Genomic DNA, 20828 nt, shown 5'->3' on the forward strand with positions numbered 1-20828 from the left:
AGCGCGGGTTGTCTCGTGTCGGCCCGCTGGGCCGCGGTGAGCTCCGGCCCCCGCTCACCTCTGCGCGCCCCCACGCAGCCGCGTGTTCGAGCGGCTCACGCAAAGCGGCCGCGCAGCATGACGCCGCGCGGCCGCTTCACCGACTCGTGCTGAGCTCGTCGCTCAGTAGTCGCGCATCTGCTTGCGGATCTTCCCGAGCGCCTGCTCCTGGAGCTGACGGATGCGCTCGCGCGACAGGTTGTACTTGTCGCCGATCTCCTTGAGCGTGAGCTCGTCCTCGTCGTCGAGGCCGAAGCGCCAGCGGATGATCCGCGACTCGATCGGCGTGAGCGTGGTCAGGAGACGACGGACCTCGTCGCTCCACTTCCTGTTGGCCAGGTGATCGAACGGCGACAGCGCGTTCTCCTCCTGGAGGAAGTCGATGAACTTGCGTCCATCCTCGTCACCGACCGGACGATCGAGCGAGAAGGGCGTCTCCGCGTAGAAGTCCTTCACCTTGTCGAGCTTCTCGCGCGGAACCCCCGTCTCCTTCTCGAGCTCCTCGATGGTCGGCTCATGCCCCGTGCGCGCGATGATCGCCTGCGTCGCCCGCGCCACGCGGTTGTACGTATCGAGCATGTGGACCGGGATGCGGACCGCGCGGCCCTTGTCGGCCAAGGCGCGGCTGATCGCGTGCCTGATCCACCACGATGCGTACGTCGAGAAGCGGTAGCCACGGCTGTGGTCGAAGCGCTCCACCGCCTTCATCAGGCCGATGTTGCCTTCCTGGATCAGATCGATGAGCGGCAGGCGCCCGCGGTTGTAGCGCCGCGCGATCGACACGACGAGCCGCAGGTTGGCCTTCACGAAGCGGTTCTTCGCGTCGTGCTGCGCCTGGAAGGATCGCTCGACCCGATCGAGGTAACGCCGGTAGGAGCCAGACATCGGGAGCCTCGGCCGCGCGGGGCGGGTCTCCTCGGGATCGCTCACGTCGTCCTCGAAGTCCGGCTCGCGCACGAGATCGCGCGCGATGGTGAAGGCACGCGCCATCCAGAGGCGATCCGAGTCAGGCAGGCGGACAGCCGCAGCGAGCTCCTCGGAGAGCTGGGTCCACGGCTTCTCCTGCTCGGCGAGCAGCTTTCCCTTCTGCTTCTTCGCCAGGCGAACGAGCTTCTGCATCTCCGCGATCTGCGGAGCCTTCACCTCGTCCTCACCCGCCTTGGCGACATCCTCCTCGAGCGCGGTGAGGATGTACTCGGCCGCAGGCAGGTAGGAGAGGAGAGCCACCCAGTGCTCCACCTCCGTGCGCTCGACCGCCCGCGCGGTGTCGAGCTCCTCGTCCGGCCCCATGACAGGGTGGAGCGCCATGTCGCGGAAATAGCGGGCGAGCATCGAGTCGCCGCCCCCGTCCTCGACATCCTTCAGCTCCCGATCCTGGTTCCTCGCGCGCTCGGGCTGAGGCAGCCGATCGAGCGGCCCAAGGTCCAGATCGATGAAGTCGGGCGCCCGCTCCTCATCGAGGATCTCGGCCGGGCGGGGTCGCACAGCCGTCTCCTCCGTCTGGTCGTCTTCCAGAAGGCCGAGCGCTGCGATTTCCGGCGTGGCCGTCCCACCCTGAGCGAGCGGGTCGCCCTTCACTACAGTGGCGTTGCTCTTGGTCGACCTCATGGCGGCTCCCTCCACGGTGGTAGCTCCTTGAAAGTGCGAGCGCGGCGACTGGTTGTCCCCGAAATCTTCGACCTCGGAGACCTCCAACTCGGTGGTCTGCGATGCCTCCCGCCGGGGAGCCGATGCGGTCTCGGCCCCCTGCGAGCTCTTGGATGCCGCGAGCCGCGCAGAGGCACCTACAGCAGAGGACTTGGCGTTTCTCCGCGCAGTTTCTGGACGGCGGGCGGTCGACGTGCTCATCTTGGTCTTTGTGTCGGCGTTCACTTCTAAACGGCTGACCTTGCGAGATTGAAATGTCTCGCCACCTTTTGACGGCAGGCGAGACGATTTCGTGCCAAACAGAGGGGAGGAGCTGACCGAAGGAGCCCCTGTTGAAACTGGCAACCGCTGGTGCTTTCTTTTGATTCCGGTCGAACTCTTCTCACCTGAGGCAGGTCTGCTCTTGCAGAATGATGCTCCTGCGCCACTCCCCGGTAGCAGCCCAGCTCCAGAAGCAAAAACAGTGCCTTTTTTAGCGTGCGTTCCCGCTTCTCCTGTTTGAGAGCTCGGCCGGGGTGCGCTATGTAGAGCGGAAGGCGCTGTCCATGTCCTGTCGAGCGAGGCGTTTCGCTGCGACCGAGCCGAACTGCATGGCTGGGTACGCTTTCGGGGACGCAACAACATCGGCAACCTGTTCTCCTTGGGGACACCTCGAGCTCGCCAGCGTTACGCGGTTCGGTGGATCCGCCCTCACGGCCCAGGCAAGGGAATTTCGCTGTCTTTTCCAGCGTGTAGGAACCCGCGCCTAGCCGCTGAGGTCGTCCTCTCAGTGAGCTTCGATGTTTCCTGAACCTGGGCCTCCCGATGGCAATGTCGAGCCCTCACCCGACGGACGAAGGCGGAGAAGGTTATTTTTCGCGACAGACCGCCTGGAAAGTTAGAAATTCCGGCCAATTGTTTAGCTTCAGCGGAATTTATCGCTAGGTCTGTCCCCGGGGAGGGGACCTGGAGCACGCCTTAGGTCGATCAACCCTCGGCTGGGGATGCGGAGCTCCTTGTAGAAACAACGAACGGTCGGCCAGTCGCCAACGGACGAGCTGGGTCGGATTTTACCCTGATCGCGCGATCATAGGGTGCCATCGGTGGTGCATAGCAGGTGCGCACGAAATGCACGCTGCGCATTTGCTCGGTGCCTAATTGCCTCACACCGCTGACGCTGATCAGCGTCAGCGACGTCAGCCGCACGTCCCCGCCCGAGGGATGCACCCGAACGCTACGTCTGCGATGCAACCCAAGGGATTGTTCGCAGCGGAAGCGATTCAAATATATGAAATACTAGGACAATCGGGAACTGCCGAGGAAAGGGAAGCGACCTTGGCCAATTCCGACTGTTCCGCATCGGGGTGGTCGAGCGGCGGGCTCAAGACCACCCCGCGGGGCCATCACTTCGCCGCTGCGGGCGAAGCGAGCTTCGCCACAGCGCCGAACGACGCAGGATCGTGGATCGCGATCTCCGAGAGGATCTTCCGATCCAGGGCGATGCCTGCCTTCTTGAGCCCGCTGACGAGGCGGGAGTACGTCGTACCGTTGAGACGCGCGGCGGCGTTGATCCTGGTGATCCAGAGGCGACGGAAATCCCGCTTCTTGAGCTTACGGCTGATGTAGCCGTACTCCCAGGCGTGACGGAGCACCTCGACCGCCTGGCGGAAGCGGTTCTTCCGGCCGAGGAAGTAGCCCTCGGTCTGGTTGAGGACACGGTTGCGACGGCGACGGGCCTTGAAGCCTCTCTTTACACGCGGCATCGGTAATTTACCTCACTGCTCCAGGGTCAGCCGTAGGGAAGAAGCAGCTTGACGCGCTTCTCCATCGCCGAATCGACCATGTCGTTCTTGCGGAGACGACGCAGACGCTTCTTGCTCTTCTCCTGCATGCAGTGGTTGAGCCCGCCCTTGCTGCGGCGAATGCGGCCGGAGCCGGTCACCTTGAAGCGCTTGGCCGCGGCGCGGTTGGTCTTCATCTTCGGCATGATGCCCTCGATCCGAATGCCTATCGCTCCCGGCGGCCACCGCTCCGAACCACCGGAGAGGCTGTTCTGCGCCGCAGGGATGCGTAGAGGGGGCGCTTTATGGCGATCCGGCGTGGGGTTGTCAAGTGTCCAGGCAGCGGCTAGGGGTCGGTCGGCGCCCCGAAGGGCCGGGGTCCGGGCGTCGCTCCGTCGCTCACTCGCTCACTTTCCGAACACCACCCGCTGACCGAAGACGCGGTCCGCCGTCTCGCAGAACGTTCGGAAGGCCATGTACTCGGACGGCTTGATCCGGGACTTCGTGAGGGAGATCTGACTGCGGACGACGATCTTCCCCGCGGACTGCTCGACCGAGAGCGAGAACTTGCCGAAGGGGGTGTCCACGTCCTGGGGCAGCGGCGCCCTGGTGACACGCCACCCGGCAGGGATCCGGATGGTCCATTCGTCCCGGCGCGTGGTGAGCGCGGGGATGATCACGTCGCGGGTGCGCGTCGACAGGGAGGCGAACTCGGTGGCGAGACGCTGCGTGGGGACAGCCGGGACCGACAGGCTGTCGCCCTCCCTTCGAGCGAGCGCGACGGCTCTTCCTCGAGCCCGCAGCTTCGCCGGCTGCTCGATGTCCTCGAGATCGTTCACCTCAACCCCGGCCTTCCCAGGGGCCAGCTCGACCGCGCCGAAATCCGTGGCGAGGTCACGAGCTGCTCGGTCGCGGCGCGTCCCCTCCGCCATGTAGCGGGTCCGCCACTCCGGCGCGGACGCACCGGCCACCTGGATGTCGACCCCGAGCTGAGCTGATCCGTCAGCGCCGACCGCGATGTCGACGGTCCGGTGCACGACCGAGGCCTCGGGAGCAGGCTCCGGGAGGCGAACGAGCTTCGGCTTGCCCTCGTTGACCTGAAGCGCCATCGCTCCGCGATCCATGATCGGAAGCTCCGTCGAGCCCGAGTGCTCCGCCGTTCCATCGAGGTAAAGGTCGAGCGACGGCACGTAGGCGATCGCGTGGTCGAACGGAGCAAGGCTCGCGGGCTCCGGCCCGATGTCGCCTCGCATGCGGGTGCGCACGAGCACGATCGTCGCTGGGATGCCGATCTCGCGGAGCATCGTGACGATCAGCGTCGCCTTGTCCTTGCAGTCACCCCACCCACGCGCGAGCGTCTGCGCACACCTCCTCGGGCGAATCCCCTCGATGCCGAACTCGAGCGCCACGTAGCGCGTCTCGGTCGCGTACTTGTAAATCGCGCGGACCTTGCTCCGATCGTCGGCAAGGTTCTTCGTGATCTCGCGCACCCGCTTGCGCACCTCATCATCGACATCGAACTGCTCACGCGCGAGGCCCCAGTACCAGGAGCCGACCTCGTCCCAGGTCCTGAAGGTCGAGACGTGGACGTGCGCGAGGATCTCGGACCACGCGGGCATCGCCGGCTCGGGCGCCACCGGCGGCACCGAGGCGGCAGAGAAGCGGAAGATGCGCCGCTCGCCGTCCTCCTTGGTCTCGCGCACGAGGCCAGGGAGGTCGGACGCGAAGAGGTGGAACTGCCTCGTCTTCGGGGTGATCAGCACGTACTCGCTGCTGGCGATCGGCTCATCCCCCTGGAGGAACTCGATCTCGCCGAAGTGATCGGCGATCTCGTTGCGAGGGCTGACGTCATCGACGCGGTAGCGCAGCTCGACAACGTCGCCGGCGTTGAGCCGCGGGAAGCTGACGTAGAACGTGCGCGCCGATGTGTACATCGCGAGCGCCGGGTTGTTCGCCCCCGATTCCCCGCTCTCGATCGCCCCGTCGACCTTGCCGTCTGCTCGGTAGACCTTCGCGGCACGGAGGCTCACGGTCTGGCGATCGGCCTGGTACTCGAACGCGTACTGCCGGGCGCTCGCCGCAGCCTCGTCCGTCAGGGGCTGGAAGACGACCTGCCGGAACCGGCTCGCCAGGCCGTTCGGGAAGACGGTGGTGACCGTCAGGTTGCGCAGGGTGCGCTTGGGGTACTGCCGGTCGGCGTTGCGCCGCATCGGGAGGAAGCGGTCGGGCGCCCAGGCGTACGCCTCGTCGGCGCGCGGCTTCGGCGGCTCGATGTGCTCGATGTACTCGCGCACGTCCTTCGCCTGAGGGCTGATCGCCAGGATCTGCTGCAGCATCTCGAGCTGCGCTTCTCGGTTCCCCTCCTCGCCGTAGAGGTCCGAGAGAGCGCGCAGCGTTCCGATGTCTTCGGGCGCCATGGCGAGCGCGCGCTGATGGGCCGCGAGGGCGCGGTCGCCCTGGCCGAGCGCGCGGTACGTGCGCGCCGCGACCGCGCGAGCCCAGACGGAGTCAGGCTCGCTGCGGAGGAAGCGCTCGATCCAGCGCTCCGCGCCGGCAGGGTCGCGGCGCGCCACCGCGAGCTCGACCTGCTGGTGAAGGAAGCTCGAGTCGTCGAACCGCAGCGCGGCGTAGCGCGCCTCCATCTCGGCGGCCTCCGTGTCGCGCCCGAGCGCGCGCAGCTGCGCCGCCGAGGCGCGGAGGAGCGAGACGCTGCTCGGCTGGCGCGCGAGCGCCCGCTCCAGCGTGGCGAGCGCGGTGCGCTTCAGCCCAGCCTCCACGTAGAGGTCCACGAGCCCGAGGACGGCCGCGACATGATCGGGATCGGAGGCCAGGATGCGCTCGTAGAGCGGAGCCGCCTCGCGCCAGTTCGGGCTCGTCTGCGCGAGCCGAGCCTGCGAGAGCAGGACGTCGGTGTCCTCACGACCGCCCGCGAGCGCGGCGGCGCGCTCGATCCAAGCGCGCTGCTGGTTCCTGTCCTCGGAGAGCTGACCCGCGAGCAGGTAGCGACGCACGCTCGGCGCGGCCTCGGCGGAGCGCCGCGCGAGATCGCGCGCTCTGTGCTCCCCCTCGGCGTCGCCGCCGGTGAGCATGAGGTACCGCGCGAACGCCTCCAGCACGGCGGGCGAAGGCCGAGCGGCGCTCGCGGCTCGCTCGAACGCCTGCATCGGCCCCTCGATGGCAGCCGCGCGCGCGGCGAGCTTCGCGCCGGAGGTTGGGCCCTCGGCCCGCGCCCCGCCCGCGCGCCTCGCGTCAGCGGCTTCCCCCTGAGGCGCCGTGACCTGGGTTGCGATGTCCGAGGTCACATCCAGATCGAGATCCGGCGCCCCCTTCTCGTTGCCGATGCGCAGCGCGAACTTGGGCGCCGACGCACCTCCGCAGACCTTGATCGTCAAGCGGTTGTAGCCGGGCCGCAGCGTCACCGGCGCGGCGAACCGATCGATGTCGAGCTCGCGGTACCCCGGATCGGCCAGGACCTTCGCGCCGTTCCAGAACAGCTTGAACGCCCCGTCTGCCCCGACCCAGATCGAGATCGGCCGAGGAGCGCGCGTCCCGGCCTTCGCGCGGACGAACGTCGTCGCGTAGCCGCAGACGCTCTCCACCGGACGGATGAAGTCGCCGAAATCAAACCACCCGTACTGCGGCGCCTCGGGGGGCACGCGCCAGCGGACCGCGCGCGCCTTGCCGTCGTACGTCCTGCCCGCAGCCACCGGCTGCTCGAGATCCTCCTCGGGCCCGAACGCCCGCTCGAAGCCCCCCTTGTTCTCGTTGTCGAACGGTCCGATCGTCGCCCAGCGGCCGATGAACCCGAGCTTCTGGATCCTCGCGACCGCTCCGTCGAGATCACCTCGACGCCTGCGCGCGTACGCCGAGAGGAGCTCCGCATAGACCTGGGTGGGCGCGCTGGTCGCGCCGGCCTCAGCGATCGACGCGATCGCCTCCTCGACCTGGGTGGGATCCGCGCGGTCCCACGTGCGCCAGAGCTCACGTAACGCGCCGTAGACCTCGGGGCCCCTCGCCGCGCGGACAGCCGCGTGCGTGGAGAGCACCTCAGGGTGAACCGCGCCGAGCTCCGCGCGCGCATCGGCGCCGAGCGACATGGCGCACGCCAGGGCCGCCGTCCCCACGGTGAGCGCGCAGAAGGAGCGCCCCCTCGTCGTCCCCGGGATGAGCTCGATCTCACGGGGCTCGGCCCGGCTCAGCACGTCACGCATCCGAGGCGCTATCCCGTGGCCGAAGCCATCGGTCAAGCACAAGCCAGGGCTGCAGACGCGTCGGACCGGCCGAGGTCAAGGGGGTGCTGCCCAGGAGCCGGCGGAACGCACGCCGGCAGGAGGGCGTCCCCCAGGCCGCGTTCATCGGGCCGCTTCATGAACTCGCCGCGCCGCGCGCGCCGATCCCGCGAATTTCGTCGATCTTCGGCCGGGTACAGCGCGATGACACGCAGCGCGCCCCACACCAGCGCCCTCGAAGGAGGGCGGAGCGCCGTCCGACCGCATTCAACGAAGAAAATATCAACAATTTTCGATATTTATCATGCAGGCCTTCTGGGCGGCCGGGGCGGACAGGCGCCTGGAAAAGGTCCGGAACCAAGCCTCCCCTGGGGGCAGGGGGGAGCGAGGTCCGTCGGGGTCCGGCAAGGGCCGGCGAGGTTCGGCCGTGCGATCCTCCAACTTCCAGAAAGGGCCGCCTTGCTCCGCCGCACCTGCTTCGGATAGAAACGTCCCAAGATGTACGGGTGCACGGTCGAGGAGCAGCCGCACTGCGCGCTGCGAACCAGCCGTGCAAGCCCCAAGGCAGCGAGCGTCACGCCGCGAACGTGGTACCGGTGGTAAGGCAAGCCCGCGCAGCGGGAAGCCAGTTGGATGACGATGGTCGGGGACCGCACGTGCGGCGCCCGGTGATGACAAGGGCGACAGAGCCCGCAATGCCCAGGGCCCCATCGCGAGAGCGCTGGCGGAGGAACGATGGTCAACCCTCAGATGGTGATGTACGAGGAGGAATTCAATCAGATCCAGAGCGTGGTGGATCGCCTCGTCAAGGACGCCAATGCGAAGGTCGTCTTCATCGTTGACAAGAACGGGCAACTGATCGCCGCGAGCGGAGACGTCGACAACCTCGACACCACGTCGCTCGCCTCGCTGACGGCGGGGAACATCGCCGCCACGGGCGGGATGGCGAAGCTCCTCAAGGAGAACGAGTTCGCCACTCAGTTCCACGAGGGTGAAAAGGCGAACATCCACATCCAGCTGGTCGGGAACCGCGTCATCCTCGTGGTGATCTTCGACTCAAAGTCGAGCCTCGGGTTGGTGAGGCTCCGGGTGCGAAAGGCGAGCGAGGAGCTCAACCACATCTTCGAGGCGCTGCTCAAGAAGGTGCAGGAGCCGGGCGCCGACTCGCCGTTCGCCGAGATCACCGACGAGGACATCGACAACCTCTTCAACGACTAGGAGCGCGGTCGATGAGCTTCATCAATTACATGGCGCGCGAGATCAACTGCAAGATCGTCTATTACGGCCCGGGTCTCTGCGGCAAGACGACGAACCTGCAGTACATCTATGAGCGCACCAACCCGGACGCGAAGGGGAAGATGATCTCCCTCGCGACGGAGACCGACCGGACACTCTTCTTCGACTTCCTCCCGCTCGCGCTGGGCGAGATCCGCGGCTTCAAGACGCGGTTCCACCTGTACACGGTGCCGGGGCAGGTCTTCTACGACGCGAGCCGCAAGCTCATCCTGAAAGGCGTCGACGGCGTGGTCTTCGTGGCAGACTCGCAGCTCGGCCGCATCGAGGCGAACCAGGAGTCGGTGGAGAACCTCCGCACGAACCTGGCCGAGCAGGGCTACTCGCTGGACAAGATCCCGTACGTCATCCAGTACAACAAGCGGGATCTGCCGGAGATCGGCACCGTCGAGGAGCTCCGCTCGCTGCTCAACCCGACGAACGTCCCCGATTTCGAGGGGGTCGCGCGGACCGGCGTCGGGGTGTTCGACACGCTCAAGGCGGTCGCCAAGCTGGTGCTGACCGAGCTGAAGAAGGGCGGCCCCTAGGTTCCAAGGGCCGGCCCCAGAGATTGGATCGAAGAACGCGCAGCGAGCGAGCCCGTGGGCTCGCTCGCGCTCGGCGCAACGATCAGGTGCGCTGGTAGATGCGGTTGCGCCGGTTGCGGTTCTTCGCCTTCAGCTTGGACCGGTGGCGCTTCGACTTGGAGCGCGTGGTCTTCCGAGGACCTTTCGACAGCATGAGGAACATGAACAGGCTCCGTTGAGGCGCCCGGCGCGGAGGCGTCGTGCCGCCGCCGCCGGTGCGAAGGGGCGGCAACGTACGGCATCACAGCCCAAAGTTCAACCGGAGAGCACCTCGACCGGGCGACCGGCAGGTTCCCGCGGCGGATAGGACGGGCCCTGGCACCGGGGCCGAGCTTTTCTGCTATCGGTGTTCTACGACGTGCGGTTCAGGACCCTCCTCTGCCTAGCCGCCGCCTCGGTGACCGCATGCGGCGCGAGCATCAACGCGGTCTACGAGGGGGACGTACGCTTCGAGCACTGCATGGCGCTTGACTCGCTGGCCGACGTCAAGCCGACCCTGCGGCGCGCGTGCTGGGACGAGTGGCTTCAGTTCTGTACGTTCGGCCAGACGCGCGACCGTGTGGAGTACGCCACGCTGCGGGCCAGGCAGCTCAGCCACGCCAGTGATTTCGACGAAGGCGAGTGGACTCCGCCGAGCAGCCGAGCCCCCGCCGTGCCTGAGCCGACCAGCGCGCTCGCTCCACCGCCCAGGCTCCTGACCGCCGACGTGGCCGCGCCGGCGGCAACGGAAGAGGCCCATGCAGACCCAGCCGCGAATGACGGCGGCGCTGCGGCCTCGGCGTCGAACACCGCGGAGGAAGCTGCACCGCCGGGAGCGAAGTGCAGCGCGTCGTGCCAGACGGACTGGAAGGAATGCCAGGACGACTGCAAATCCGCCGCCTGCGAAAAAGGATGCTCCGGCAAGTACACGCGGTGCATGCGTCGCTGCTTCTGATCGACGTCGTCTGCTCCTCGCGCAGATGCCTCACCTTGTCACACCAAGATGGCCTGGAATCTTGACCCGCGATCGAGCGTAGAGCTATCGGCGTACACGATGTCCGCTTCGCACGCGCCCAAAGAGCTCAGCAGCACGACTCCTGATCGCAACGGCACGGCGTCGCCCCTCGAGGGGCTCGGTGCGAGCGCAGGCCCCATGCGGGTGCTGCGGCCACGGCGAGCGGCGCCCGCGGACGCCGTGCGGCCGACCCGCGCCGAGGTGAACCTCGCGCACCTGCGGCACAACCTGCGCGTCCTCGAGCGAGGGCTGACCGGCGCGACGAAGCCGCAGATCTGGGGCGTGCTCAAGGCCGACGCGTACGGCCACGGCGCGCCAGCGGTCGCACGGACGCTCGAGCGCGCAGGGATCCCCGGCCTGTGCGTCGCGTTGCTCGAGGAGGCCATCGAGCTGCGAGACGCCGGCATCCGGCTGCCCATCCTCGTCATGGGCGGCTACTACGGCCCGCGGCGCGACGGGTTCGAGGAGATCATCGCGCGCGATCTCGTGCCCGTCGTCTACGACGCTGGCCAGATCGAGCGCCTCGCGAGCGTGGTGCGGCTCGAGCAGCGCGGTCGCGTGGGCGTCCACCTCAAGGTCGACACCGGCATGGGACGGCTCGGGGCCGCGAGCTCGGAGATCGAGGCGGTGCTCGCGACGCTGGCCAAGCACCCGGAGGTGAAGCTCGACGGGCTCATGACCCACCTCGCCTGCGCGGACGCCGACGATCTCGGCGTGACGATCGAGCAGATGCGCCTCTTCGGGGAGATCGAGCAGCGAGCGAAGAGCTTCGGCCTCACGCCGCGGGTGCGGCACGCCTCGAACAGCGCGGCGATGCTGCGACTCCCTGCGGCGCTGCTCGACATCGTCCGTCCGGGGGTCGCGCTCTTCGGAATATCGCCGTGCGCGGGGCTCGCGCCCGACCTCAAGCCGGTCATCCGGGTGCGCAGCGAGATCGTCGCGCTGCGCACGATCGCGAAGGGCGACAGGATCGGCTACGGCCACACCTGGCAAGCTTCCCGGGAGAGCGTCGTGGCCACCGTGCCGATGGGGTACGCCGACGGCCTGAGCCGCCAGCTCTCGAACCGCGGGGCCGCCCTCGTGCGCGGTCAACGCGCGCCGATCGCGGGCGCCGTGTCGATGGATCTCACGATGCTCGACGTGACGGATGTACCGGGAGCACGCCTGGGGGATGAGGTGGTGTTCCTCGGAACGCAGGACGGGCCGCTCGGGCGCGGCACGATCAGCGCTGAAGAGATCGCGGGGCTCACGGGGACGATCGCCTGGGAGGTGCTGACCAGCATCTCGCGCCGCGTGCCCAGGTTCTACCGCGAGCCCTGAGCGCGCGCGGCGGCGCCAGCGCTGCCGGCGCGAACGGGCGTGATACGCTGCTCGCCATGAAGACGGCCGTGAAGCAGCGAGCCGGCGCCTGCGGCATGCTCCTCTGCGTCGGAGCCGCGCTCGCGCTCGGCGGCGCGGCGATGACCGCATGCGAGGACGAGGTCACGAAGCAGCGCCCGCGCAGCGGCACCGGTCAGGAGGCGCAGGAGCCGGAGGAGGGGTTCGATCCGGACACCGAAGACCCGAGCGGACCACCGGCCGCGGATGCGGGAGGGCTCTGCGGCAACCGGATCCACCAGGTCGAGATCGCCGAAGCGCCGAACATCTACTTCGTCCTCGATGCGTCGGGCAGCATGCTCAGCCCCGCGTCCTCGAGCTCGAACGCGACCCGATACGACCGGGTCCATGACGCCGCGGTCGACCTCGTGCGCAACCTGGGCCCGCTGATCAACGTCGGCGCCGCCGTGTTCCCCCTGGACGCGACCGACGAGGCGCCGTGCAGGCCGGGCGGCGAGGTCTTCGCTGTCACGCCGGGGGCTCCCTTCGCAGAGGGACAGGTGGGCTCGACGACGACATCGCGGTTCCGCGCGGCGACGCGGGCCGCGCCCCTCGGCGGCACGCCTACCGCGGCGACCCTCGCAGCGCTGACGCCGAAGCTCGTCGAGCTCCCCGGCAAGACCATCGTCGTGCTCGCGACCGACGGCGGCCCGAACTGCAACAGCTCGGCGAGCTGCGAGGCCGACGGGTGCATCGCCAACATCGAACAGCAGTGCCCCGACCCCGACGAGAACTGCTGCTCGCCCTTGGGCCTCTCGGGCCCCGAAGGGTGCCTCGATCGCGACGATACGGTCGCCGCGATCGAGCGGCTCGCGGCGAGCGGGATCGAGGTCTACGTCGTCGGCATCCCGGGGAGCGAGTTCTACGGCGATGTCCTCGACCAGATGGCGCTCGCCGGCGGCGCGGCGCAGTTCGTGAGCCCGTTCTACTTCAAGGTGGACAACCTCGATACGCTGGGGAACGTCCTCTCGAAGATCGCCAGCATCGTCGTCTCCTGCGAGTTCGACCTGGTCGACCCGCCTCCCGAGGCGGGACAGACGAACGTCTACCTGGACGACGAGCTGGTCGCCTACGACCCGGAGAACGGCTGGCGCTGGAGGTCGCCCGCTGTCGTCGAGCTCCTCGGGGAAGCCTGCACGAAGCTCAAGAGCGGGCGGGTGGAGCAAGTCCAGATCGTCTCCGGCTGTCCCACGGAGGTGGCGAGGTGAAGCGCGACGCGACGAGGCCGTCGGCCTCGCTGAGCCAGCTGACGGCCGACGCCGCGGACGACGCTGCGCTCGACGAGATCGACGCCGTCGCGTCCGCGGCCTTCGACGTGCCGCAATTCTCCGCGCGAGAAGAGCTGCGCCGCCCCTGGACGCGTTGCTGGATCGCGCGCGAAGAGCGGCGCGCGCTCGCCTTCCTCATCGCGTGGCACGTCGCCGACGAGCTCCACGTGCTGAACGTGGCCACCTGCCCGGCCGCGCGGCGGCGCGGGCTCGCGACGGCGTTGATGAATCGATCGCTCGAGTATGCGCAGCAGCAGCAAGTGCGGCTGATCCTGCTCGAGGTGCGCCGCTCGAACCGGGCGGCGATCCGGCTCTACCGGAAGCTCGGCTTCACCGCGATGGGGGTGCGCCCTCGGTACTACAGCGACAACGGCGAGGATGCGATCGAGATGGTGCTCACGCTCGATCCAGCGACCGGCGCGGTGCAACCAGGCCGCGACGAGATCCGCATCGAGATCTGAACCGCGCCGCGCGGCTCAGCGCGGGCCCGCAGCAGGCGCCGCGGGAAAGCGAGACACCGCGGCGAGCGGCGGCAGCCGCGCCGCCACCACCTGCATCGGGGTGAGCAACAGCGGCCGGAGCAGCGTCTTGGCCCGCTCGTCGAAGGGCTGGAGGAGCGCGTCGGCCTGTCGCGTCGCCTCGACCAACCGATCGGCCATGAGGCGCGCGTCGACGTTGGGGTTCAGATCCTCGAGGCGCTGGATCTCGTCGCGAAGCGCGCTGAGCAACGAGATGTACCTCGCCAGGGGCGTGTCCGTGATCGGCGCCGAGCCGCTCGGCGCGGCCGGCACGCCGAACTCGACGGTCCGCTTGAACTCATCCGGCACCGAGCTCGGCCGGTTTCTGATGAGCTTCACGTTGACGGGGACCTTCAGCCTCGTCTTCTGCTCGATCTTTCGATCGAGGTACTCCTTCCCCCGCTTGGCCAAGGCCGAGTCCTCGATCGCGCTGCGATCCCGCTTCCACTGCGTGTTGTCCTCGAGAGCGCGGAGGATGCGGAGGTAGGGGTAATCCGCCTGGGTGAGCGCCTGGTACGTCTCCTTCGCCTCCTTCAGGTTGGCCGGGACCCGCACGGTGAGGTCCGCCATCCAGTCGGTCCACTGCGCGATGTAGCTGACGTCGTAGTCGGCCGCGAGGCCGTCCAGGTTCTTGTTGATCGAGGCTTCCTCGCCGGGGGCGAGGTCCACGACCCACCGCTCAGCCATCAAGCTGTCGGCGCCGCTCTCGAGCCTCTCGAGCACCGCGAAGTGCCCCCTCTCGGTGTACGGACCGTCCACCTCCTTCCAGCGCTTCTCCTTCGCGTACAGCTTGCTGCCGATGATCTTCAGCACGGCGGGACGGTCGGCGAACATGTCGCCGAGCGTGTGCGGAGGGTACTTGCGGTTGGCGCGGCTGTTGTCGCCCGTCTCGTCGTACTTCTCCTCGATGATCGCGTTGACGAAGAAGTCGTAGTACCGCTTCCGCGGCGGCACGGCCTGGAGCGTCGCGCGCACGCTCGCGACCAGATCCTCCTTGCGCGCGATCGGGGTGACCCGCTTCTCCTTGATGAGCGTCAGGTAGTACTCGACGTGCCGCTCGAGCTGCTTCTTCAGCTCGGTCTCGGTGAGGTTCGAGGTCGCCCGCAGCACCTCGGCCCAGAGCGAGGTGAACCTGTCCTTCGCCCACGCAACGTCGAGGTGCTCGACGTCGCTCAGCATCAGGTACAGCTTGAGGTCGTTCCGCTCGCGGAGGTAGTGGTCGCCCTTCGCGAGCTTGAGGCGATCCTCGAGCCGCTGCTTGCACGGGATCACGAAGCCGTTCTGGAGGCTGGCGACGTAGACGTGCACGAGCGGCGGGTACACCGTCTCGCCCTGGAACATCGTCCACCCCATCCCGTCCGGCGGCCCCTCCTCGCGCGCCTTGTCGATCTCCTTCAGCCGATCCAGCGCAGGCCGCAGCGCGGCGAGCTTCTCCGAGAGGGGTCGCGTGTCCTCCCACCGGAGCGCGCTGACGGCGCGCGCGTCCGCCTCCACGTCGCGCAGGAACGCGCGGTTGTTGGCGAACGACACCACGCTGGGGATCGCGAGGATGACCCCGAGCGCCGCGGCCGCCGCGCTGATCGCGCCGCGAACGAGCCGCTGGCGCCGGATTTCGCTCGCGCTCCTCGCGGCGATGTCCCCGTCCGGGAAGACGACGTTCATGAAGACGTCGTGGAGGAAGTAGCTCTTCGACTCCACGTTCTGCTGCGCCGCGGCCTCGTGCGTGCGGATCCCCATCGCCTGGCCCATGCGCTGGAGGACCCGGTCGAGCGGCCTGCCCTCCTGCGTGCCGCTCGTGAAGTAGAAGCCGCGAAAGATGGGCGTCCCCTGGAACGCGTTGACCATGAAGACCGTCGAGACCAGATCGGAGAGGTTCCGCCGGATACCCGAGAACTCGAGCGGGAACTGGTAGACGCGCTCGCGCGCCTCGCGGCTGCGCTCCATCACGAGCCGCTTCAGCGAGCGGCCGTGGATCTGCTTCGCCAGGGCGTCGAACTCCGCGTCGAACAGCCTCCCTGGGTCGGCCTTGTCCGCGCTGAGCTTGAGCGTCGCTCCCCACGCCTGCGCGCGGTCGCTCTTGCGCATGTCGCCGAAGAACTCCGAGAAGCCCGCAATGAGGTCGCATTTCGTGAACAGGAGGTAGACGGGCAGCACCATGTGGAGCTGCGTCATCACCTCGTCGATGCGCGCCCGGAGCTTCTTCCCCATCAGCTCGACCTGCTGCTCGCTCGCGTCGATGAGATCCGCCACGCTCACGGCGACCAGGATGCCGTTGAGCGGGCGGCGAGCGCGGTGCTTGAGGAGCATCTGCAGGAACGCGATCCACTCCTCGTGGTCGTCCTGCTCCGTCGTGTAGCGCCCCGCGGTGTCGAGGAGGATCGCCTCGTTGGTGAACCACCAGTCGCAGTTGCGCGTGCCGCCGACGCCGCGCACGCCGCCGCCGTTGCTCGGGTGCGCGTACGGGAAGACGAGGCCGGAGTGCTTCAACGCCGTCGTCTTCCCCGCCCCGGGCGGGCCGATGATGACGTACCAGGGCAGCGAGTAGAGCGCGGCGTTGCCGTGCTCCTTCCCCTTGCCGAGCTTCGAGCTCTTCAGGGCGCTGATGCCGCCCTGGACCTGCCGCTGGAGCTCCTGGATCTCGGCGCGGCGCTCGGGCCGCGCGTTGAGCGCCTGCTGCGCTCCCTGCTGGACGATGGCCCGCTCAAGCGCAGACGCGGCGCGGCGCGCGTTGATCCGGCGGTACACGAAGAGCGCGATCGCGGCGAGCGCGATGACGACGCTCGTCGCGATCGGGATCGCGGTGGGCAGGTCGAACGTGAAGAACGCCGCCCACGAGATGAGGAACAACAGCCCGAAGAGGACCCACAACACGGAAGCGACGATACCACCGGTCGCCGCTTCCGGAGCACGTCCACGCGGCGCCGCCGGGCGAGCGTGGGCCGACCGCGCGCCGCGATACGCGCGTCAGTCGCCGCCGCGCTCGTAGTCGCCCGGATCGAGCGCGGCGTCGGTATCCTCGCCGGCCTCGAGCCGGCGCGAACGGATCGCGTCCACGGCGATGTCGATCACCTCGAGCCGCGTCGAGGGGGCGTAGTACTCGTTTTCCGAGACCGACGGCAGCTCCGCGAGCCTGGCCGCGACCGCCTCGCGATCGTCTTCCTCCAGCTCCAGCGCCGCCGGATCGCCGCTCAGGGAGTCCTCTGCAAGGTCCGGCGCGGCGTCGGCCCGATGTCCGCGCGTGAGCGCCTCGCGCACGAAGAGGACGGGGCTGAACGCGAGGTAAACCGAGCCGAACTGCACCTGCCAGTAGGTCGGATCTTCGCCATCCAGGCGCCACCACGACGCGTGCCGGCGCCGGATCACCTCGCCGAAGTAAGCGCCTGCCATGTGCGCGATCACCGGCAACGCTTCGACCCGCTCCGACGTCGCGCCGCGCGCCTGCTCGAGGTAGTGGTCGAGCACGGGCAGGGTCTCCGGCCGATAGTCAAGCCGTACGCCGAGGGCGCGCTCCACAAACCGCACGCACCCCTCGGCGAGATCCTCCACGGTGGACGGCGGCGGCGCGACAGGTTCGACAGCTGCAGCGGACAGCGCAGACTCGGCCGGCCGCTCCGCAGAAATCGGAGACGTCCCTGCACCGTTCTGTTTGGTATTCATGGGCTCCACGCTATTCTTCTCCGGTGCGGGTGGCCGCTCGTCAACGTGGTCGTGCTTGGAGCGCCTCGGCAAGCTCCGCAAGGACCGTGTCCGGCCCTCGACCGTCCTCTGCAGATCCCCGGGCGCAGCGGAAGCACGCTCCGTCGGAGCTGACAAAGCAGACGAGACTGACGGAACTCACGGGACCGACGGAACTGACGGACCCGATGGATCCGCCGGAGCCAGGGGAACCGACGAGCCAGCCGACACAACGCCAACGGGCCGACAAAGCTCGGTGCCGGTCGTACCGGGCCATCCGTGGATCCAGGTTTGAATTCCTAACGGAAGTCGAGGCCTTCGTGCTAAGCTCCGCCCTCGCGTCGAAATGAGACTCGGGATTTTCAGCGATACGCACGCCAACTACGAGGCGCTCAGCGCTGTGCTCGAGTCCTACCGCCACGAACGTATCGACGTTTACTACTGCCTCGGGGATACGGTCGGCTACGGCGGCTCGCCGAACGAGTGCGCCGATCTCGTCCGCAAGGTGGCCAAGAAGACGATCCTCGGCAACCACGACGCGGCCGTCGCGGGTCGGATGGATTACTCGTATTACTACGAGGCCGCCCGGCAAGCGCTGGACACCCACGCAGCGATGCTGTCCTCCGAGAACGCGGCCTGGCTCCGGAGCCTGACGTACCAGGAGAAGTTGACGGACATCAACGTCGACCTCTGCCATGGCTCGCCCGTCCGGCTCGAAGAGTTCGAGTACATCTTCGCGCCCGAGCAGGCGCGCGAGTGCCTCCCGATGTGGAACGAGCTCGGTCACATCACGCTGATCGGCCACTCCCACCTCTGCAAGGTGTTCGCGCTCACGCCGAACAGCGTCGAGGAGCTCCCTGCGGTGGACTTCCAGCTCGAGCAGGGTCGCAAGTACATCGTGAGCGTCGGCTCGGTGGGACAGCCGCGGGACTACGACAACCGCGCGAGCTACACGGTCTACGACAGCGACACGAAGCGCTTCGAGTTCAAGCGCGTCGAGTACGATATCGAGACAGCGGCGGAGAAGGTGCTGCGCGCCAAGCTCGAGCGCAACTTCGCCCACCGCCTCTACATCGGGGTCTGAGGCTCCAGACAGCGGCGGCACCTGGCGCACGCTCGGTGCGGCAGGACCGAGGGCATGCGCGCGCTCGTGCGCGGACACGTCGCGCATGGCTTGAGGCCTCAGGGCGGCGCGAGGCGCAGCTGGGCCAGGCGTTTGCGCGCCGGTGCCGCGCCCCTTCAGCGGCTCGCGTCATGTCCAGGGCGGCGAGCCCTGGCAGAACGGCGTGGCCGGCAATGATAGAGCAGCATGCTCGTCTGGTTGTCCGGCGACTCGGCGGAGAAATCGCTGCGGAGCTCCGTGAGCTCGAAGCCGTTGTAGTGGAGCAAGGCCTCGAGCTCCTGCGGGTAGAACTGACGATGGGCGAGCGGCGTCATCCAGCGCTGGCCGCCGTCGACGGGCGAGAACTCCATGGAAACGAACAGGATCTGCCGGACCTTGTCGTAGTCGAACCGCTCCGTGTACCGGACGAACTCGCCGGGGCCATCCTTCGTGGGGTACCGGAACCGCGGCGTGGCGTAGGCGCGATCCGGATCTCGCGCGAGCTCTGCCGGCTCGGGCATGGAAACATCGAAGACGAGCTCGCCCTTCGGCGTCAGATGCTCGCGCGCTCGCGCGAGGAACCGCTCCACATCCACGCGCGTGTACAGGTGCAAGAAGGCGTTGAACGGGCAGATCACGAGCGGAAAGCGGCGCCCCAGCCGCAGCGCCCGCATGTCGCCCCGCCGGAGGCTCACGCGAGAGGAGACAGCGCGCGGCTCACGTCCCAGCTGAGCGCGCAGATCGCCGAGCATCGGCGCGGACAGGTCCACGCCGGTGATCTGGACCCCCGCCCTCGCGACAGGCAGCGTGATCCGCCCGTTACCGCAGCCGTACTCGAGCACCGGCCCCGCAGACGCGAGCGCGAGGTCGACGTAGTAGCGGACGTCATCCTTACGGCGCGCGTACGTCTTCGCGTAGTACGCCGGATCCTCGTAGTGGGCCGACGTCCCTGCTTCGAGCTCCGGATCGCGACGCTGGCCGGAGCCTGAAACGCGCGCCGACCGCCTCGTGGCCATCCCGCTCATGCGAGGCAACAGATCAAGCGCAGCGCTGGCACGGTGACGGGAGCGAGCTGCGGAACGGAGCCCCTACGGAGGCGCGCATCACCGGACGCGCGCCCTTCCGATGCGGCATCAGCGCTGGCCGCCAGCGTTCATCTGCTGGAGCCACTCGGATACGACCTCGTGGGAGCTCCGGTGGAAGTGCACCTTGCCCGCGGCGATCTCTCGGAGGCTGGTCACGGCAGGCTTGTTCTTCGTCTTCACGAGGGCGTCCGAGCCCTTCATGAGCTGCCGCGTCCGGTTGGCCGCGAGCACGACGAGAGCGAAACGGTTTTCCTCGCGCTCGAGGCAGTCTTCCACAGTCACACGCGCCATAGGGGGGCCGAGAGTAGCTCCCCGCCCCGGCAAGCGCAAGGGACATGCCGCCCCGGCGGGTCTACCTGCTCTGCTTCCTCTGCTTCCTCTGCCCCTTCTGGTTCTGCCTCCCGCTCTTCCTCCTTTTGCGGTTGCGGCGCGCGCTGCCGCTTCGCCCGAGCGGTGGTTCACGTTGTTCGTTGCCCTCCACGCAGGTCCCGGCTACGAGGTCGCACCGTGGCCGCTGACCAGGACTCTCTCCTTCCCCCTCCCCCTCGTCCGGCCCCCGGGCTGAAGTACCGCCGCATCGTGCTCAAGCTGAGCGGCGAAGCGCTCTGCGGCGAGGAAGGGGGGTTCGGCATTCGTCCCGAGACGCTCCACCACGTGGCCGGCGAGATCGCCGAGCTCCAGCGGATGGGGGTGCAGATCGGGGTCGTCGTGGGCGGCGGCAACATCTTTCGCGGGCTGAAGGGCGCGAGCGCGGGGATGGACCGCTCCCAGAGCGACTACATGGGCATGCTCGCCACCGTCATCAACGCGCTCGCCCTCCAGGACGCGCTCGAGAAGACGGGCGTGCCGACGCGCGTGATGACCGCGATCGAGATCCGGCAGGTCGCCGAGCCGTACATCCGCCGCAGGGCGATGCGGCACCTGGAGAAGGGCAGCATCGTCATCTTCGCCGCGGGCACGGGCAACCCGTTCTTCTCGACCGACACGGCGGCGGCGCTGCGGGCCATGGAGATCCAGGCGCAGGCGCTGTTCAAGGCGACCAAGGTCGAAGGCATCTACGACCGCGATCCCGTGCGCCACGAAGGCGCGCAGATGTTCGCGCACCTGAGCTACGACCGCTTCCTCGCGGACAGGATCGGGGTCATGGACTCGACGGCGGTCACGCTCTGCCGCGAGAACAAGATGCCCATCCGGGTGTTCAAGCTCATGACCCGCGGCAACATCCTCCGCGTCTGCAGGGGCGAAGAGATCGGCACGATCGTCGACTGAGCGCGC

The 20828-nt window shown here is 68.1% G+C and carries 16 protein-coding genes; 8 read left to right on the forward strand and 8 right to left on the reverse strand.

Going from position 1 to position 20828, the window contains the following annotated elements; translation table 11 throughout:
* Positions 1–162: 162 nt before the first annotated feature.
* The 4 genes from WMF22_RS39120 to WMF22_RS39135 form a co-directional block, all read right to left on the reverse strand.
* Positions 163–1647 carry a sigma-70 family RNA polymerase sigma factor gene (locus tag WMF22_RS39120; RefSeq protein WP_437295044.1) on the reverse strand — a complete coding sequence of 495 codons (1485 nt, stop codon included), beginning with the start codon at positions 1645–1647 and terminating at the stop codon, positions 163–165.
* A 1421-nt stretch (positions 1648–3068) separates the two neighbouring features.
* Positions 3069–3428: a 50S ribosomal protein L20 gene (gene rplT / locus WMF22_RS39125; RefSeq protein ID WP_012239853.1), complete on the reverse strand. Its 360-nt coding sequence runs from the start codon at positions 3426–3428 to the stop codon at positions 3069–3071.
* Between the two features lie 26 nt (positions 3429–3454).
* Positions 3455–3652, reverse strand: a complete 198-nt coding sequence (gene rpmI / locus WMF22_RS39130; protein ID WP_012239854.1) for a 50S ribosomal protein L35 — start codon at positions 3650–3652, stop codon at positions 3455–3457.
* 201 nt (positions 3653–3853) lie between these two features.
* Positions 3854–7657 carry a DUF3857 domain-containing protein gene (locus WMF22_RS39135; protein WP_438033049.1) on the reverse strand — a complete coding sequence of 1268 codons (3804 nt, stop codon included), beginning with the start codon at positions 7655–7657 and terminating at the stop codon, positions 3854–3856.
* A gap of 753 nt (positions 7658–8410) precedes the next feature.
* Here WMF22_RS39135 and WMF22_RS39140 point away from each other — a divergent pair.
* The 6 genes from WMF22_RS39140 to rimI all read left to right on the forward strand — a co-directional run bounded on the left by WMF22_RS39140 (position 8411) and on the right by rimI (position 13634).
* Positions 8411–8893 (forward strand): roadblock/LC7 domain-containing protein, encoded by a 483-nt coding sequence (locus WMF22_RS39140; RefSeq protein ID WP_012239856.1) that lies wholly within the window; start codon positions 8411–8413, stop codon positions 8891–8893.
* A gap of 11 nt (positions 8894–8904) precedes the next feature.
* Entirely contained in the window at positions 8905–9495 is a 591-nt protein-coding gene (locus WMF22_RS39145; RefSeq protein ID WP_012239857.1) for a GTP-binding protein, read from the forward strand.
* A 436-nt stretch (positions 9496–9931) separates the two neighbouring features.
* Positions 9932–10468: a hypothetical protein gene (locus WMF22_RS39150; RefSeq protein WP_438033050.1), complete on the forward strand. Its 537-nt coding sequence runs from the start codon at positions 9932–9934 to the stop codon at positions 10466–10468.
* A gap of 99 nt (positions 10469–10567) precedes the next feature.
* Positions 10568–11848: an alanine racemase gene (gene alr / locus WMF22_RS39155; RefSeq protein ID WP_231864449.1), complete on the forward strand. Its 1281-nt coding sequence runs from the start codon at positions 10568–10570 to the stop codon at positions 11846–11848.
* Between the two features lie 56 nt (positions 11849–11904).
* On the forward strand, positions 11905–13113 hold the full coding sequence (locus WMF22_RS39160) for a vWA domain-containing protein (protein WP_438033051.1): 1209 nt from the start codon (positions 11905–11907) through the stop codon (positions 13111–13113).
* Positions 13110–13634, forward strand: a complete 525-nt coding sequence (rimI, locus tag WMF22_RS39165) for a ribosomal protein S18-alanine N-acetyltransferase (RefSeq protein WP_437295048.1) — start codon at positions 13110–13112, stop codon at positions 13632–13634. Before WMF22_RS39160 ends, rimI begins: the two co-directional genes overlap by 4 nt.
* A gap of 15 nt (positions 13635–13649) precedes the next feature.
* On the opposite strand, the gene tssM is transcribed toward rimI, so the two are convergent.
* A complete protein-coding gene (tssM, locus tag WMF22_RS39170) occupies positions 13650–16562 on the reverse strand; it encodes a type VI secretion system membrane subunit TssM (protein ID WP_437295049.1) in 2913 nt (970 codons plus the stop codon).
* A 93-nt stretch (positions 16563–16655) separates the two neighbouring features.
* Positions 16656–17420 (reverse strand): hypothetical protein, encoded by a 765-nt coding sequence (locus WMF22_RS39175; RefSeq protein WP_437295050.1) that lies wholly within the window; start codon positions 17418–17420, stop codon positions 16656–16658.
* A 292-nt stretch (positions 17421–17712) separates the two neighbouring features.
* Between WMF22_RS39175 and WMF22_RS39180 the strand changes: the two genes are divergently transcribed.
* Positions 17713–18450, forward strand: coding sequence for a metallophosphoesterase family protein (locus tag WMF22_RS39180; protein ID WP_012239864.1), 738 nt, complete (start codon positions 17713–17715; stop codon positions 18448–18450).
* A 155-nt stretch (positions 18451–18605) separates the two neighbouring features.
* Here WMF22_RS39180 and WMF22_RS39185 read toward each other — a convergent pair whose 3' ends face one another.
* Together WMF22_RS39185 and rpoZ are read right to left on the reverse strand one after the other, a co-directional pair.
* Positions 18606–19484: a class I SAM-dependent methyltransferase gene (locus WMF22_RS39185; protein ID WP_438033052.1), complete on the reverse strand. Its 879-nt coding sequence runs from the start codon at positions 19482–19484 to the stop codon at positions 18606–18608.
* A gap of 117 nt (positions 19485–19601) precedes the next feature.
* Positions 19602–19844, reverse strand: a complete 243-nt coding sequence (rpoZ, locus tag WMF22_RS39190; protein ID WP_044966694.1) for a DNA-directed RNA polymerase subunit omega — start codon at positions 19842–19844, stop codon at positions 19602–19604.
* Between the two features lie 216 nt (positions 19845–20060).
* Between rpoZ and pyrH the strand changes: the two genes are divergently transcribed.
* Complete coding sequence (gene pyrH, locus WMF22_RS39195) at positions 20061–20822, forward strand: UMP kinase (RefSeq protein WP_438033053.1); 762 nt, start codon at positions 20061–20063, stop codon at positions 20820–20822.
* The last annotated feature ends 6 nt before the right edge of the window (positions 20823–20828 follow it).

This window comes from Sorangium sp. So ce204 (assembly GCF_051526795.1).
Classification (GTDB): domain Bacteria; phylum Myxococcota_A; class Polyangia; order Polyangiales; family Polyangiaceae; genus Sorangium; species Sorangium cellulosum_B.

Bases quoted from the DNA above. Each gene is read 5' to 3' on its own strand.
- WMF22_RS39145 (WP_012239857.1), top strand. From the start codon at position 8,905: ATGAGCTTCATCAATTACATGGCGCGCGAGATCAACTGCAAGATCGTC.
- rplT (WP_012239853.1), bottom strand. From the start codon at position 3,428: ATGCCGCGTGTAAAGAGAGGCTTCAAGGCCCGTCGCCGTCGCAACCGT.
- WMF22_RS39160 (WP_438033051.1), top strand. From the start codon at position 11,905: ATGAAGACGGCCGTGAAGCAGCGAGCCGGCGCCTGCGGCATGCTCCTC.
- rpmI (WP_012239854.1), bottom strand. From the start codon at position 3,652: ATGCCGAAGATGAAGACCAACCGCGCCGCGGCCAAGCGCTTCAAGGTG.
- WMF22_RS39180 (WP_012239864.1), top strand. From the start codon at position 17,713: ATGAGACTCGGGATTTTCAGCGATACGCACGCCAACTACGAGGCGCTC.
- WMF22_RS39120 (WP_437295044.1), bottom strand. From the start codon at position 1,647: ATGAGGTCGACCAAGAGCAACGCCACTGTAGTGAAGGGCGACCCGCTC.
- WMF22_RS39140 (WP_012239856.1), top strand. From the start codon at position 8,411: ATGGTCAACCCTCAGATGGTGATGTACGAGGAGGAATTCAATCAGATC.
- rpoZ (WP_044966694.1), bottom strand. From the start codon at position 19,844: ATGGCGCGTGTGACTGTGGAAGACTGCCTCGAGCGCGAGGAAAACCGT.
- WMF22_RS39135 (WP_438033049.1), bottom strand. From the start codon at position 7,657: ATGCGTGACGTGCTGAGCCGGGCCGAGCCCCGTGAGATCGAGCTCATC.
- alr (WP_231864449.1), top strand. From the start codon at position 10,568: ATGTCCGCTTCGCACGCGCCCAAAGAGCTCAGCAGCACGACTCCTGAT.
- WMF22_RS39185 (WP_438033052.1), bottom strand. From the start codon at position 19,484: ATGGCCACGAGGCGGTCGGCGCGCGTTTCAGGCTCCGGCCAGCGTCGC.